Source organism: Paenibacillus sp. FSL K6-2441 (assembly GCF_037964765.1).
Lineage (GTDB): Bacteria > Bacillota > Bacilli > Paenibacillales > Paenibacillaceae > Fontibacillus > Fontibacillus phoenicis.
In genome coordinates this window covers 3,128,075-3,142,889 of sequence record NZ_CP150174.1, presented here as the reverse complement: position 1 = coordinate 3,142,889, position 14,815 = coordinate 3,128,075, and the positions used below count along the sequence as shown (strand labels likewise).

Sequence of the window (14,815 nt, the reverse complement as noted above, 5' to 3'; positions counted from 1 at the left end):
TGAATGGGGGATGGACATGGCTAAAATGCTGCGAAAAACATTGGTATACGGTTTATTGCTGGCGACTGGGGTGACGCTGGGGATGCAGCTTGCCGAAAGCGGAACCAGCTCGATCCTCGGCCCCGGATTTCAAACCGGAGGGACGACTGCAGGCATGAACGGACAATCCATGATCTATCCCTATCCGCAATCGCAGCAGCCGCAACAATCGCAACAGCAATTACAGCAGCAATTGCAGCAGAACAACAACGGTTGGACCGCCGGATCCCCCCCCATTTGGACAACCGGTCAAGGCAATGCCGCGCCGCAAGGAACGACAGGCGGTTATACCCAGGTTCCCGGCTACGGAACCTCCCCATCCGGGACCGATGTGCCAAACACGACGGGGGGCGGTCAGGCGCTGCAGACGCCAGCTGACCTGCTGATGCCGCCACCCTCGCCGCCGGCCATCGACCGATTTGCCGACAAAGCGGCTCACCTATTGCAGCAGGCGTCGCAGAAGAGCATTCATTGGGTGGCCTCCTGGTTTGGTCCAGGCGAATGAAATAACGATTTATAACGAATGGCGAGTTTGTTATACTGTTGTTATATTGTTATGAACCCGTTCGTTATACGTTATTTCGGAGGTTAGAGTCCTTGAAAAAAATTACGATGCAGCAAATCGCCGACCATCTAGGCGTCTCGAAATTCGTTGTATCCAAAGCTTTGTCCGGCAAGGGAGGGGTCAGCGAGCAGACCCGGGAGCGGGTCATTCAAGCTGCCTCCCAGCTTGGGTATTTTAATCAGAAGAACGGTTATGTGAAGAACGTCATCCCTACGGGAACCGCGCTGCCGGCACCGGCCGGCAAGCAGTCAGTGCTGGTGCTGATGCCAAATATCCGGTTTCAGAACAAGGAATCGCTGTATTGGGGTAGACTGCTGGAAGGCATCTCCCGGGAGCTGGAGGCGCAGGAGCTGGGGATGATTATCGTATCCGAACCTCGCGGTGACAACTTCATGAGCATCCTGAATCCTGACGGGATTCTGGGGATGATCGGGGTGGGGCAGATCGCCACCCCATTCCTGCTGGAGGTACACCGGATCGGGCTGCCGATCGTGCTGGTCGATCATGAGGACCCGCTGATTCCAAGCGACACGGTCTTCGCTAACAACGTTGATGGGATGGCCCGTTTGACCAATCACCTGATCGGCCTGGGGCATCGGAAGCTGCATTTCTTAGGCAATTTAACGTTTTCCCGCAGCTTTCGGGACCGCTGGATTGGCTTCCGCAGCGCCTTGGAGGAGAACGGCTTGACACCGCAGTCCCTGGAGGATCCGATGCTGGAGCTGGAAGGTGTCGACACCGGGGCTTACGGCGACGTGCTGCGCGGATGGCTGGAGGGGCAGAAAGCGGAAGGGACGCTCCCGACCGCGCTTGTGTGTGCGAACGACTCCATCGCGATGCATGCCTGCTCCGTCCTGAGTGAGATTGGCCTTCACGTGCCCGGGGATATCACGGTCAGCGGGTTTGACAATATCGACGATGCGGCCCGGTACACTCCGGCCATTACCACCATTAACGTGCCGAAGGAGAACCTTGGCCAGCGGGCGGTGAGGAAGCTGCTGGAACGACTGGCCCAACCGGACGCGCCGCGGGAGAAAATCATGATCTCCGTCGAGACGGTATACCGGGATTCCACCGCCGAGCCGCATCGAAAGGCCGAGTAAAGAAGTCAACTCAAACAAACGAGCTGCCAAGAGATGAACTCCTGGCAGCTCGCTTGTTTTACTTGTTCAGAAATTGGATATTCCGCTCGATCAAATCGATTCGTTGCTGTACGCAGGCATAGGAGCGCAGCGGATCCTCCGGCGTGTTCAGCACGTAGTCCAGCAGCCGGTCGACCGTCGTTGTGGCGACGTGGATGCGCGTATCAGAGGAAGCGTAATAGATGAAGACGTCGCCGTTGTCGCGGGCGATGACGCCGTTACAGAACACGACGTTGGACACATCGCCGACACGCTCCTCGCCTTCCGGTGCGATCAGATGGCCGCCCGGCCGATGCGTCACCCGCTGCGGCTCCTGCAAGTCGGAGAGGAAGGCGTACAGCACGTAGCGGAGCCCGGCCGCCGTTCCCCGCACGCCATGGGCGATGTGCAGCCAGCCTTTATCCGTTTTGATCGGGGCGGGACCTTGGCCGTTCTTGACCTCTTTGATCGTATGGTACTTGCGGTCGTCAACGATGATTTCCTCGTCGATGACCGCCTGCTCGATCGAATCAGACAACCCCCAGCCGATGCCGCCGCCGGAGCCGGCGTCGATGAAGCTGTCCTGCGGACGGGTGTAGAACGCGTATTTCCCGTCTACGAACTCGGGGTGCAGCACCACATTGCGCTGCTGCGGAGATTTCGTTTTCAGGTCGGCTAACCGCTCCCAAGTGACGAGATCCTTCGTGCGGGCGATGCCGCACTGGGCTACGGCGCTCGACAGATCTCCCCGCGGCGCATGGGGGTCTTTCCGCTCCGTACAGAACAGTCCGTAAATCCAGCCGTCTTCATGCCGCACGACCCGCATGTCGTAGACGTTGACGTCCGGATCTTCGGTTTCGGGCATAACCACCGGCTTATCCCAGAAACGGAAGCCGTCGATGCCGTTATCGCTCTCGGCTACAGCGAAGAACGATTTGCGGTCTACGCCTTCAACGCGGGCGATCAGATAAAATTTTCCATTCAGCTCGATGGCTCCCGGATTAAACACGCCGTTGACGCCAAGGCGTTCAGAGAAATACGGATTCGTCGCCGGATTGAAATCGTATCTCCAAATGAGCGGCGCATGCTCCGCCGTCAAGACCGGATAGCGGTAGCGGTCGTACACCCCGTTGCCATAGGGCATTTTCTCGTTGCGGCGCGCAATCAGCTGTTCGTAACGTTCGGTCAGCTGCTGTTTTCTTTCGTCAAATAGGCTCATTCTCAATTCCTCCGATCCATCAAATTACTTCTCACGTTCCAGACGCTCCAGCATTTCCAGACACGCGCGGCTGTTATGATAAGGGCATTTCCAAGGGCTGACCTTTGGTTCGCCCGGCAACGGTGCGCCGCCTCGATCCACGCCCCAGAACCATTCGCCGTGTTTACGATCCACCAGATACGTTTGAATAAAGCTCCAGGAATTTGCTGCAGCCGCCCGGTACTTGGGGTCTCCGGTCAGTTGGTACGCATTGTAGAAACCAACCATCGCTTCCGCCTGCGGCCACCAGTCTTTGTTATTGTCAGTCAGGCCGTTTGGATCGGCTTCGTTCCATATCCCGCCGTCCCGGTCAACGCCTTCCGCATACACAGCCTCGGCCATCTTTAAGGCGGTTTCCTTCACGCGCTGCAGCAGAGCGGGCTCACCCAGCACCTCGGCTGCCTCGACGAGCAGCCAGCTGCCCTCGATATCATGGCCATACGAGACATGATGTCCTCTGACCTGCCAGCCGTCATCGAAGAACAGCAGGAAGTGGGCAGTTTTCGGATCGATGATTTGCTCTAGCGTCACTTCGATCAGCTCGGACAAGCTGCCCCGCAGCTCAGAGGATTTCCATACCCGGTACAAATTGGTGTACGCCTCCAGCACGTGCAGGTGCGTATTCATCGATTTCTTTTCGTTTAAATCTTTGTTGCTGAGACTTAAATCCCCGGTGGGTTTCCAGTCGCGGGACTGAGCCTCAACATAGCCTTTATGAACCGGATCATAGCTGTGCTGCTCCAGCAGGCGGTAGAGGTTGACCGCTTGCTCCAATGCCTCTTCGCTGGAGGTTGCGCGATAATATTCAGTCAAAGCGTAAATGACAAACGCTTGCCCGTAGACCTGCTTTTTGTCTTGAACCGGCCGTCCTTGGACATCCACCATCCAATAGAAACCGCCGTACTGAGGGTCCACAAAATGCGTCTTCAGGTAATCATAAGCCCGCTCGGCGATTTCCAGGTATTTGGGATCGGGAAATCGACGATAGGCCGAAGCGAAGGTCCATAGAATGCGGGCGTGCAGCACCAGCCCTTTATCGGCCTCGGGGTGCTTGTTGAGCTGCTCATCGATGTATCCGACAAAGCCGCCATGCTGCCAATCGATTGTATGTTCGATCCAAAACGGGAGAATGTTGCCTTGCAGCTCCTGCTGCAGCTGTACCTTCCAATCATGGGTTTCCACGTAAAAAACCTCCTTATCGCTCGATCGCGTTCAGCTTGGCGGCATAAGCTTCAGCTACGACCGTCTCCGCTTCCTTGCCATAAATGCAGTAACCATCATTTGTTGCAGCCTGGCTCCGATCGTACAGCCGCGCCGGCCAATCCCACAGCATCAAGCCGCGGACCCAATCGCGTTCTCCGCATTTCTCCAGCATCGTGCGGTAATATTCCGCCTGTTCTGCCTCATTCACTGCACCCTGCAGCGTCCAGTCATTTGGGACGTTCGCCGACCCGGTGCGGCTCGGGCAGCCGGCTTCCATAAACAAAAACGGCTTACCGTATCTCCGGACAACGCTTTCAATTCGATCCAGCTGACGATCCCAGTCTCCGATCGGGTAGTAGCCGCTGGAACTGATCACATCCAGGGCATCCCACCACATCACATTGTCCTCTTGATATTTGTCGCAGTTATACGTCAGCGGTCCGTGGTAAACCTGGCGAATGTCGGCGATCAAAGCGCGCCATTCCGCTTCCCGCCGGTCGGTTTGCACCATTTCGCAGCCGATACAGAACATCTCGCACCCGGTTTCCTCGGCGATTTGCGCGAAATGAAGGAGATATGCGCGATACGAGGCAAACCAGTCAGACCATTTTGGTTCACAAGGGACGTCTCGATCAAAAAAATTAATGTGCGCTCGCCAAGTTCCGTCCGCGCAGTTCACGATCGGCTTCAGACATACCTTCAACCCCAGCGAATGCGCCTTACGAATGGCCCATCGGACTTCCTCGTCGGTCACCGTCGGCGCCTCCCAGAAGGGGATATCCGTGGAGAAGGCTGTTGCTTGCAGTGCGGCAAAAGCAATGGCCGTCCAGTTACTGCGGGTCACCTTCGCCATCATTTCCATGGAATGAGCTGCGGCCTCGTTGCCCCAGGTCCCCCTGACGCCCATAAACCCCCAAGTCATTCCGGCAATATAAGGTTCGAGCGATTGCATACTTGCACTTCACCCCACGATCTCGAAAATTTAAAATTTGTTATTATTTGTTATATAAATTAAGATAACAAAATACTAATTATGACATAACTATATAACGGCTAAACGGTGGATTCAACCTTTTTTATTTTGAATTTGTTAGCGTGAAGTTGTCCTAAAGAAGCAAAAAACCGCCGATTACTCGGCGGGTTCGGTATTAAGGTTCTTAACGGAATCCCGGTAGATGATCTTGCCTTGCACCAGCATGCGGCCGATGCGGCGATGGGGGTTGGACACTTTATCCATAATCGCCTTGACGGCGGATCGGGCCATCTGCTCAATATCCACCTCAACCGTAGTTAGCGGCGGATTTGCCAGCGTGGCGTATACGTCGTTGTCGAACCCGACAATCGAACAGTCATCCGGGATACGGTAACCCATGCTGGTGAGGCGCTCGCCCAAAAGATAGGCGACTTGGTCGCAGTTGCAGACGAACGCGGTAGGCATTTGCTCCGGAAGCTCGATATCAATATAGGTACCGTGTTCATCACGGTCATTGATCAGATAACGCTCGTTAAACTTCAACCCGTGCTCCAGCAGCGATTTGTAGTAACCCAGGAAGCGGTCTTGGATACTGCTGGTGGAATAGACGTTGCCAACATAAGCGATCTCGCGGTGGCCGCATCGGATCAGATAGTTCGTGATCTCGTAAGCGCCGTAAAAGTTATCGGTAACGATTGAATCGATCGCGGCATGCTCGTCATAAAAGTCGAGAAACAGCTTCGGCAGCTCCATATTTTGCACCGTTTCGATGTACTTCTTGCTGACCTGCCCCAAAATGATGATGCCATCCACCTTATTTTCACTGTATACCCGCGGGAAATTGAGCTGTTCCTCATCTTCGCTGCTTAAGATATTTAAGATTCCGAAATAGCCATAGTGGTCCAACTGAATGGCGATCTGCTGATAAACCTGCAAATAGAAGGACTCTCTAAGACCCGTAAAACGCTGCGGAATCATCACGCCAATATTATAAGAAAGCCCGTCCTTGATCGATTTGGCCGCCGAGTTAAAGCGGTAGCCCATCTCACTGGCCACCTTCTTGATCTTCAGCTTCAGGCTGTCGCTGACGCCTTCCTTGTCATTCAGCGCTTTAGATACCGTAACGCTGCTGACGCCCAGCTTGTCGGCGATATCTTTCATCGTTATGTTGCGTTTCATGAACTTATATTCACCATCCCGTTCAATCTATCATCCAGAGCCAATCGATCTAAAATCCAGTATACCGATTCTGTTGGTAAATAGGAAGATGAGCGAAAAATTAAACTTATCATTCATAAGCAATAACTTAATACATTACTTTATTAACTGAAAATAAATGGATTTAGTCATTGACGAGTAAACGTATACATTATAGAATCTTAGTTAGTTTATCGATAACTTAATTTATAAATTGAAAGGGGAAACGGATGTGAAAAAGAACAAAGCTTTCATCGGTTTGCTGGCCTTGATGCTTGTTTTGACTCTGTTGGCTGGCTGTGGAGGGAACAACCGTAATAACGCGGCACAGAACAATGCAGCCGGAAATGCCGGAACCGCGAACTCCGGCACGGAACAGACGGCGGGAAGGGACATCTCGGGAGAGATTACCGTCATTACGCAACGAACAGACATCGTCGACACCGTATTCAAGGATTATGCCGCCGAATTTAATAAGGAATACCCGAACGTGAAAGTAAACTTCCAAGCGCTTTCCGATTATGAAGGACAAATCACAGTGCGGATGAACTCTGACGATTACGGTGATGTTCTGTTGCTGCCAACCAGCATTCCGCTGGCGGATACGCCGGAGTTTTTTGAACCGCTGGGTACGTTGGAAGAGATGAGCAAGCAGTATATCGGCCTGGAGGAAAGAACCGTTGATGGCAAAGTTTACGGGATTCCGATCGCTGTTAACTTTTCCGGGATCCTCTACAACAAGAAAGTATTTAACGACGCCGGCGTAACGACGACGCCGAGAACACCGGACGAGTTTTTGGCCGCTTTGCACAAAATCAAAGAAAAAGGCGACGCGATTCCTCTGTACAGCAACTATGCAGACAGCTGGCCTTTGACGCAATGGGAAGCTGTATTAACTACCGTTGCCGGCGACGTCGACTATGTCAATGTGATCCAGCCGAACACCGATGACAACTTCGTTCCTGGACAGCCGCACTATGAACTGTACAAGGTGATGTACGACACCGCCAAACAAGGTTTGATTGAAGATGACCCGACAACGACGAACTGGGAAGCTTCCAAAGCCGACATGGCCAATGGCAAAATCGGTGCGATGGTGCTGGGCTCCTGGGCGATCGGGCAGGTTCAAGGCTTAGCTGAGAATCCGGATGACATCGCTTACATGCCTTTCCCAACGAATGCTAAGGAAATCATTATGCCGCTTGCCGACGACTATACGCTGGGCATCAGCAAGCACAGCAAGCACAAAGAGGCGGCAAGAGCTTGGGTGGACTGGTTCATCAACAAATCCGGATATCCCACGGAACAAGCCGGCGGCATGAGCCCGGTGGTCGGCGCTCCTCTTCCGGAATCGCTGAAGCAATTCGAAGGAACTGACGTGAAGTTCGAACTGCAGACTCCTGCAAAACCGGGGCAAGAGGGCCTGGTGGACAAAATCGACAAAGACGCGGAAATCGGCTTGTGGCAGCCGGAATTCAAGAAACGGATCATGGAAGCCGCGATCGGTAACCTGAACGAATCCTATGACGACATCATGAAGGATCTCAACGACGCTTGGGTGAAATCCCGCGCCAAATTCGTGAAATAACACCGGTCACAGGGGAGGACAAAGTTGCAGGGGGAACGTGCCGGATGCGCGTTTCCCTTGTGATTTTAGCCAAGGAGAGACAGAGATAGGCATTTTGCAGGATTTTTGGAGGTGTGAGTGGTGTTCAAAAATTTAAGCTACAAAACCCAGCGGAAAGTGATCATTTTCGCCTTCTCGCTGATCCCGGTCGCCTTGTTGTTCACTTTCGCCTACTTGCCGGTTTTTAATATGTTCAAATACAGCTTCACCAACTGGAACGGCTACAGCAAGCATTATGATTACGTAGGGTTTGAGAACTACAAGACGATCTTTACCGACTCCAAATATTTCACCGTCTTTAAGGTCAGCTTGTATTATTTTTGCGCGACCTTTGTTCAAATGGCAATTGCTCTTTATTTTGCAACGATACTTAGCTTTAAGGTGCGATTCAAAAACTTCTTTAAAGGCGTCCTGTTCTTTCCTTACCTCTTAAACGGGGTAGCGATCGGGTTTATCTTCCTGTTCTTCTTCCGTCCGGACGGTACGCTGGATACCTTGATGCAATCGGTGGGGCTTGGCGCTTACACGCAGGGATGGTTGAAGAACCCGAACATCATTAATATTTCGCTGGCGGGCGCATCCGTGTGGAGATACATGGGCTTTAACTTCATCATTTTCCTGGGCGCGATTTCGTCGATTGGTTCCGATATTTACGAAGCGGCCGAGATCGACGGGGCCAACCGTTGGCATCAGTTCCGCCATATCATCATTCCCAGCATCATGAAAATTGTGCAGCTCAACCTGATCCTCGCCATCAGCGGTGCAATCAGCGCCTTCGATATTCCGTACATTATGACCGGCGGCTCCAACGGAAGTAATACGTTTGTCATCCAAACGGTGACCACCGCGTTTAAATATAACAAGCTTGGCCTTGCCTCCGCCATGGCGGTTGTCCTGCTGTTTATCGTGATCATTGTCACCTTGCTGCAGCGCTTGTTGATCAAGGAGGAGAAGTAAGCCATGTATAGACTGAAATACGTAGCCGCGGCCTTCATTAAATATGTCAGCTTGCTGCTGGGCGCTTTCGCCGCGCTCGTTCCGATCGTGGTGGTGCTGTTCGCTTCCTTTAAAACGAACAAGGAATACGGTTCGACCAGCCCCTTGACGCCGCCGGAGAACTGGCTGAATTTCGCCAACTACTCCAAGGCTTTTATTAATGGAAAAATGCTGCTTGGCTTCGGAAACACCGTCATTATCGTAGTCATCTCAATTCTTGGCGCGACCTTGATCGGCTCCATGATCGCTTATGTCCTAAACCGCTTCAAATTTCGCGGCAACAAGCTGTTGATGGGGGCCTTCTTGCTGGCGACCTTGATCCCAAGCGTGACGACCCAGGTGGCGACATTCCGAATCATCAACTTCTTCCACTTGGTGGATACACGATTTGCTCCGATTTTGCTTTACTTAGGCACTGACATTATCGCCGTGTATATTTTCATGCAATTCCTCGATTCGATTTCCGAATCGCTGGACGAATCCGCGATGCTGGACGGCGCGTCCTATTTCACGATTTACTGGCGCATTATTTTGCCGCTGCTCGCCCCAGCCATCGTGACGGTCATTATCGTCAAAGGCGTGAATATCTATAACGATTTCTACACGCCGTTCCTGTATATGCCAAGCGAGGACCTGCAGGTGATCTCGACCGCGCTGTTTAAGTTTAAAGGCCCTTACGGTTCGCAATGGGAAGTGATCTGCGCCGGGATCATGATAACGATTGTGCCGATCCTGATTGCTTTTGTGGCGCTGCAGAAATACATCTATAACGGATTTGCCCAAGGCTCCGTTAAATAAACGCACTTATTTGAGTTGATTTGGAAGGGGTAACCTCATGAGCACAGTGAAAATCATTGGAGAGAACCTGCCGAACATTCCTTGGCAAGATAAACCGGAGCATGCGGCAGGACCCGTATGGAGACATAATGACAATCCGGTCGTGAAGAGGAATCCGGCCAAAGGCATCGCGCGCATCTTCAACAGCGCAGTTGTTCCTTACGATGGCCGCTTTGTTGGCGTGTTTCGCGCCGAAACGATTAACGGCCGTCCTCACCTGCATACAGGCTGGAGCGAAGACGGCTATGAATGGAAGATCGACGAGGAGCGTATTCCTTTTGTGGATGAGGAAGGGAAGCCGTTCCAACCTCAATATGCCTATGATCCCCGGTTGGTGAAGGTGGAGGATACCTACTATATTATTTGGTGCACGGACTTCTACGGCGCTTCGATTGGGGTGGCCAAAACCCAAGACTTTAAGACGTTTGTCCGTTTGGAGAATCCGTTCTTACCATTTAACCGCAACGGCGTGTTGTTCCCGAAGAAAATCGGAGGCAACTTCGTGATGTTGTCCCGTCCCAGCGACAGCGGGCATACTCCGTTTGGCGACATCTTCCTTAGCGAAAGCCCGGATTTCGTCTATTGGGGCAAACATCGCCATGTGATGACCAAGGGCGGGCAAGGCTGGTGGCAGTCGGTGAAAATCGGCGGCGGTCCCGCTCCAATCGAAACGACCGAAGGTTGGCTGATGTTCTACCATGGCGTCACCGGGACGTGCAATGGCCTTGTTTACAGCATGGGTGCGGTCATTCTTGACCGAGAGGAACCGTCCCGCGTGAAATATCGCTCCAGTACGTATGTATTAACGCCGGAGGAATGGTATGAGGAGCGCGGCTTCGTCCCGAACGTCGTGTTCCCTTGCGCCGCTTTGACCGATGCTGCCACAGGCCGTATCGCCATTTACTACGGCGCTGCAGATACCTATGTTGGGATCGCCTATACGACGGTTCAGGAAATCGTGGATTATGTCAAGGCGACGCATGAGGAAGTTGGCGATGACGCAGAAATCGGTAGAATGTAGCGGGACGGAGGCGACCGGGTTCTTCTGGAGAGGTTGAAGCTGTAAACGGAAAATCGCTGGCCGTGATTGCTGCTTGCCCCTTCAACTGCTATAATAAATTGATTGCATTACTTCGATGATTTGTGGTGGGGGTAAGGATGACAGATATTAGGGCTAGACAAGCGAAAATTCGCAATTTCTGTATTATTGCACATATAGACCATGGCAAATCGACTTTGGCCGACCGGATTCTGGAGTATACCGGGGCGCTGACCTCCCGGGAAATGCAGGATCAGGTTCTTGACCAGATGGACTTGGAACGGGAGCGCGGAATTACGATCAAGCTTCAGGCGGTCCGCCTGAACTACCGTGCTGACGACGGCGAGGAGTATGTGCTGAACCTCATCGATACTCCAGGGCACGTCGACTTCACCTATGAGGTTTCCCGCAGCTTGGCGGCTTGCGAAGGCGCATTGCTGGTCGTGGACGCAGCCCAGGGGATTGAGGCGCAGACGTTGGCCAACGTTTATCTGGCGCTGGATAACAACCTGGAGATTTTGCCGGTCATCAACAAAATCGACTTGCCGAGCGCAGATCCTGACCGGGTAAAGCAGGAGATTGAAGATGTCATCGGCCTGGATGCCAGCGAAGCGGTGCATGCTTCCGCCAAGGCCGGAATCGGGATTAAGGAGATTTTGGAACAGGTCGTTCAGAAGGTGCCGGCACCGACGGGAGATCCGGATAAACCGCTGAAGGCGCTGATCTTCGACTCCCACTATGACCCTTACAAAGGCGTTATCGTTTATGTGCGCGTCATTGACGGCAAGATCAAAGCCGGTTCGAAAATCAAAATGATGGCGACGGACAAAACCTTTGAGGTCATCGAAGTCGGCGCGTTCAAACCGCGGATGACGATTGTGGACGAGCTTAACGTCGGCGATGTTGGCTTTATCGTCGCCGGGATCAAGACGGTTGGCGATACCCGTGTCGGGGATACGGTGACGGACGCGAAGAATCCGACACCAGAGCCGCTGCCGGGTTACCGGAAGATCAACCCGATGGTGTACTGCGGCTTGTACCCGATCGAAACGTCGGATTACAACGACCTGCGTGAAGCGCTGGAGAAGCTGCAGCTGAACGACGCTTCGCTGAGCTTCGAACCTGAAACTTCAAGCGCGCTGGGCTTCGGCTTCCGCTGCGGTTTCTTGGGACTGCTGCACATGGACGTGATCCAGGAGCGGATTGAACGGGAATTTAACATTCCGCTGATTACGACAGCACCAAGCGTTATCTACAAAGTAACGCTGACGAACGGCGAGACGATTTCCATCGACAACCCGTCGAACTATCCGGAGGTCGGCAAAATCGACTATGTCGAGGAGCCTTACGTCAAAGCGTCGATCATTGTGCCCAACGATTATGTCGGAACCGTGATGGAGCTGTGCCAAAGCAAACGCGGCGAGTTCGTCAATATGGAATACCTCGACACGACGCGCGTGACGATTACGTACCAGGTTCCGTTGTCGGAGATTGTATACGACTTCTTTGATCAGTTAAAATCGAGCACCAAAGGCTATGCTTCGTTTGATTACGAGCTGTCCGGCTACCGCAGATCCAATCTCGTGAAGATGGATATCCTGCTGAACGGCGAGCAGGTGGACGCCTTGTCCTTTATCGTGCACCGCGATCGCGCATATCACCGCGGCCGGATCATCTGCGAGAAGCTGCGCGAGCTGATTCCGCGCCAAATGTTCGAGGTACCGATTCAGGCTTCGATCGGAACGAAGGTCATCGCCCGCGAAACCGTAAAGGCGATGCGCAAGAACGTCCTTGCCAAGTGTTACGGCGGCGACATCTCGCGGAAACGGAAATTGCTGGAGAAGCAAAAGGAAGGCAAGAAGCGGATGAAGCAGGTCGGCAGCGTCGAGGTGCCGCAGGAAGCGTTCATGGCGGTGCTGAAGATCGACGACAATTAAGAAGCAGGTTGGTTGACGAAGGAAAGCCGTCAGGCTTTCCTTTCTACTATTATTTAAGAGAAACTTGGAGGAGGGCATGACCATGGACCAAACGATGAAGCATCCGGGGCAGGGAATGCCGATCCAAAACCCTGCGGCAAGCGGCGTGACATCATCCGGACCATCCGGCGCACCGCATGCGGTATATATTCATATCCCGTTTTGCACCAACAAGTGCTTCTATTGTGATTTCAACTCCTACGTATTAAAAGATCAGCCGGTGATGGACTATCTGCGCGCCTTGGATCGGGAGATGGAGCTGACGGTCCAGCAAACTCCGCCGGGCGAAATCCGCAGCATATTTGTGGGCGGCGGGACGCCTACCGTGCTGACTCCGCAGGAGATGGAGTTTTTCCTGGCATCAGTCAGACGTCATTTCCCGTATTGGGCCAGCGATATCGAATTTACGATGGAAGCGAACCCGGGCACGACGGACCGCGACAAGTTGACCGTCATGAAAGACGGCGGCGTCAACCGGGTCAGCTTTGGCGTGCAGGCATTCCAGAATGAGCTTCTGAGCGGCATCGGCCGGATCCATAACACCGATGATGTCTACCGGAGCTTGGAGAATGCTAGAGCTGTTGGGCTAGATAATCTGTCCATCGATTTGATGTTTGGTCTGCCCAACCAAACGGTTGAGATGCTGGACTACAGCGTCTCACGGGCATTGGAGCTTGGGCTGCCGCATTATTCGATTTACAGCCTGAAGGTTGAGGAGAACACGTTGTTCCATACGTTGTACCACAAAAATCAGCTCCCGCTTCCAAGCGAAGAGGAGGAACTGAACATGTACCTGCTGTTAATGGAGCGAATGGAACAAGCCGGTTACAAGCAATACGAGATCAGCAATTTTGCCAAACCCGGCTTCGCCAGCCGGCACAACATCACGTACTGGAAGAACGAGGATTATTACGGTTTGGGCGCCGGCGCCCACGGGTATGTCGGCCGCACGCGTCACGTGAACATTAAGGGCGTGAACCCTTATGTGGAAGCGGCGAAGACAGGATTGCCTCGCTTGGAGCAATTTGGCGTGTCCCGGGAAGAGGCGATGGAGGACTTCGTTATGGTTGGACTTCGGATGCTGGACGGCATCCGTAAGGCGGATTTCCGGAGACAATTTGGCGAAGAGCTGGACGATGTATTTGCCCGGCAGCTTACGAAGATGTTAAGCGCCGGCCTGTTGGAGCCTCATAGCGACGGTGAAGGCTATCGGCTCAGCAAGCAAGGCGTGTTGTTCGGAAACGAAGTGTTTGCCGAATTTATCGGCGTCTTAACGGATTAGTGACTTATCCAACAAGCAGCTTGCGCTTCTTTAATGAAGTAGCAAAGCTGCTTTTTTACATGTCGCTGAATATACTTGGAAAAATGACATGGCCATGAAACATTTCTCTTGAAGTTTTATACCGTATAATGTATATTTATTCATATTATTTGTGATCGAGGGGGAATCAGCATGCCAGCGGTAGCCGTGTGCAGACAGGCGAATTTAGCGGATGTCGAGCCATTATATAACATCATTGAAGGGTATGCCCGGCGAGGCATTATGCTGCCGCGTTCACGGGCGGTGTTGGAGCGTCAGATCCAGGATTTCGTCGTGGCGGAAGTGGATGGCGAGGTCGTCGGCTGCGGTTCGCTGTGCAAGCTGGGGGAGGAACTGGTTGAAATCCGTTCCCTTGGGATCGCCGAAGGCCACAAGGGGAAGGGGCTTGGTTCCATGCTGGTCGAGCAACTGGTGGAAGAGGCCCGGAGACAAGCGATCCCCAAAGTGATGGCGCTCACCTATGAGGTTTCCTTTTTTATTAAAAATGGCTTTACAGTCGTGAATAAAGAGATCTTTCCGGAGAAAGTATGGACCGACTGCGTCAATTGTGCAAAGCAGCATTGCTGCGATGAAATCGCCGTTCTCAAGATACTGGACTGACTTGACAATCGTCAGGTCGGTTTGGTATTTTTGTATTAGTGATTAGCACTCTATGACATTGAG

At 52.9% G+C, this 14,815-nt stretch carries 13 protein-coding genes; 9 read left to right on the top strand and 4 right to left on the bottom strand.

Translation table 11 applies throughout. From position 1 onward, the window contains the following. The first annotated feature begins 16 nt into the window (after positions 1-16). Together NSQ80_RS14445 and NSQ80_RS14440 are read left to right on the top strand one after the other, a co-directional pair. Complete coding sequence (locus tag NSQ80_RS14445) at positions 17-544, top strand: hypothetical protein (protein WP_028539695.1); 528 nt, start codon at positions 17-19, stop codon at positions 542-544. Positions 545-636: 92 nt separating this feature from the next. Continuing rightward, on the top strand, positions 637-1,707 hold the full coding sequence (locus tag NSQ80_RS14440) for a LacI family DNA-binding transcriptional regulator (RefSeq protein ID WP_009224139.1): 1,071 nt from the start codon (positions 637-639) through the stop codon (positions 1,705-1,707). Positions 1,708-1,765: 58 nt separating this feature from the next. Here NSQ80_RS14440 and NSQ80_RS14435 read toward each other — a convergent pair whose 3' ends face one another. From NSQ80_RS14435 to NSQ80_RS14420, 4 genes are all read right to left on the bottom strand, one after another. Continuing rightward, entirely contained in the window at positions 1,766-2,944 is a 1,179-nt protein-coding gene (locus tag NSQ80_RS14435) for a glycosidase (protein ID WP_339299573.1), read from the bottom strand. Between the two features lie 24 nt (positions 2,945-2,968). Next, positions 2,969-4,165, bottom strand: coding sequence for an AGE family epimerase/isomerase (locus NSQ80_RS14430; protein WP_323077159.1), 1,197 nt, complete (start codon positions 4,163-4,165; stop codon positions 2,969-2,971). A gap of 13 nt (positions 4,166-4,178) precedes the next feature. Further along, the gene (locus NSQ80_RS14425; RefSeq protein WP_339299569.1) at positions 4,179-5,138 is read right to left on the bottom strand and encodes a 1,4-beta-xylanase; all 960 of its coding nucleotides are present in this window, start codon (positions 5,136-5,138) and stop codon (positions 4,179-4,181) included. Between the two features lie 177 nt (positions 5,139-5,315). Next, positions 5,316-6,338, bottom strand: a complete 1,023-nt coding sequence (locus NSQ80_RS14420; protein WP_036700814.1) for a substrate-binding domain-containing protein — start codon at positions 6,336-6,338, stop codon at positions 5,316-5,318. A gap of 250 nt (positions 6,339-6,588) precedes the next feature. Here NSQ80_RS14420 and NSQ80_RS14415 point away from each other — a divergent pair, with 250 nt between their 5' ends. The 7 genes from NSQ80_RS14415 (at position 6,589) to NSQ80_RS14385 (ending at position 14,752) form a co-directional block, all read left to right on the top strand. Continuing rightward, positions 6,589-7,944: an extracellular solute-binding protein gene (locus tag NSQ80_RS14415; RefSeq protein WP_028539689.1), complete on the top strand. Its 1,356-nt coding sequence runs from the start codon at positions 6,589-6,591 to the stop codon at positions 7,942-7,944. A gap of 120 nt (positions 7,945-8,064) precedes the next feature. Beyond that, positions 8,065-8,940, top strand: a complete 876-nt coding sequence (locus NSQ80_RS14410) for a sugar ABC transporter permease (protein WP_028539688.1) — start codon at positions 8,065-8,067, stop codon at positions 8,938-8,940. Positions 8,941-8,943: 3 nt separating this feature from the next. Continuing rightward, positions 8,944-9,777 (top strand): carbohydrate ABC transporter permease, encoded by an 834-nt coding sequence (locus NSQ80_RS14405; protein WP_009224132.1) that lies wholly within the window; start codon positions 8,944-8,946, stop codon positions 9,775-9,777. A gap of 37 nt (positions 9,778-9,814) precedes the next feature. Then, a complete protein-coding gene (locus tag NSQ80_RS14400) occupies positions 9,815-10,837 on the top strand; it encodes a glycoside hydrolase family 130 protein (protein ID WP_028539687.1) in 1,023 nt (340 codons plus the stop codon). Between the two features lie 137 nt (positions 10,838-10,974). Next, complete coding sequence (gene lepA, locus NSQ80_RS14395) at positions 10,975-12,792, top strand: translation elongation factor 4 (protein ID WP_009224125.1); 1,818 nt, start codon at positions 10,975-10,977, stop codon at positions 12,790-12,792. Positions 12,793-12,907: 115 nt separating this feature from the next. Then, positions 12,908-14,113 carry a radical SAM family heme chaperone HemW gene (gene hemW, locus NSQ80_RS14390; protein ID WP_260070479.1) on the top strand — a complete coding sequence of 402 codons (1,206 nt, stop codon included), beginning with the start codon at positions 12,908-12,910 and terminating at the stop codon, positions 14,111-14,113. A gap of 171 nt (positions 14,114-14,284) precedes the next feature. Then, positions 14,285-14,752, top strand: a complete 468-nt coding sequence (locus NSQ80_RS14385) for an N-acetyltransferase (protein ID WP_009224123.1) — start codon at positions 14,285-14,287, stop codon at positions 14,750-14,752. Positions 14,753-14,815: the final 63 nt, after the last annotated feature.

Bases quoted from the DNA above. Each gene is read 5' to 3' on its own strand.
- NSQ80_RS14435 (WP_339299573.1), bottom strand. From the start codon at position 2,944: ATGAGCCTATTTGACGAAAGAAAACAGCAGCTGACCGAACGTTACGAA.
- NSQ80_RS14385 (WP_009224123.1), top strand. From the start codon at position 14,285: ATGCCAGCGGTAGCCGTGTGCAGACAGGCGAATTTAGCGGATGTCGAG.
- hemW (WP_260070479.1), top strand. From the start codon at position 12,908: ATGCCGATCCAAAACCCTGCGGCAAGCGGCGTGACATCATCCGGACCA.
- lepA (WP_009224125.1), top strand. From the start codon at position 10,975: ATGACAGATATTAGGGCTAGACAAGCGAAAATTCGCAATTTCTGTATT.
- NSQ80_RS14420 (WP_036700814.1), bottom strand. From the start codon at position 6,338: ATGAAACGCAACATAACGATGAAAGATATCGCCGACAAGCTGGGCGTC.
- NSQ80_RS14445 (WP_028539695.1), top strand. From the start codon at position 17: ATGGCTAAAATGCTGCGAAAAACATTGGTATACGGTTTATTGCTGGCG.
- NSQ80_RS14405 (WP_009224132.1), top strand. From the start codon at position 8,944: ATGTATAGACTGAAATACGTAGCCGCGGCCTTCATTAAATATGTCAGC.
- NSQ80_RS14400 (WP_028539687.1), top strand. From the start codon at position 9,815: ATGAGCACAGTGAAAATCATTGGAGAGAACCTGCCGAACATTCCTTGG.
- NSQ80_RS14425 (WP_339299569.1), bottom strand. From the start codon at position 5,138: ATGCAATCGCTCGAACCTTATATTGCCGGAATGACTTGGGGGTTTATG.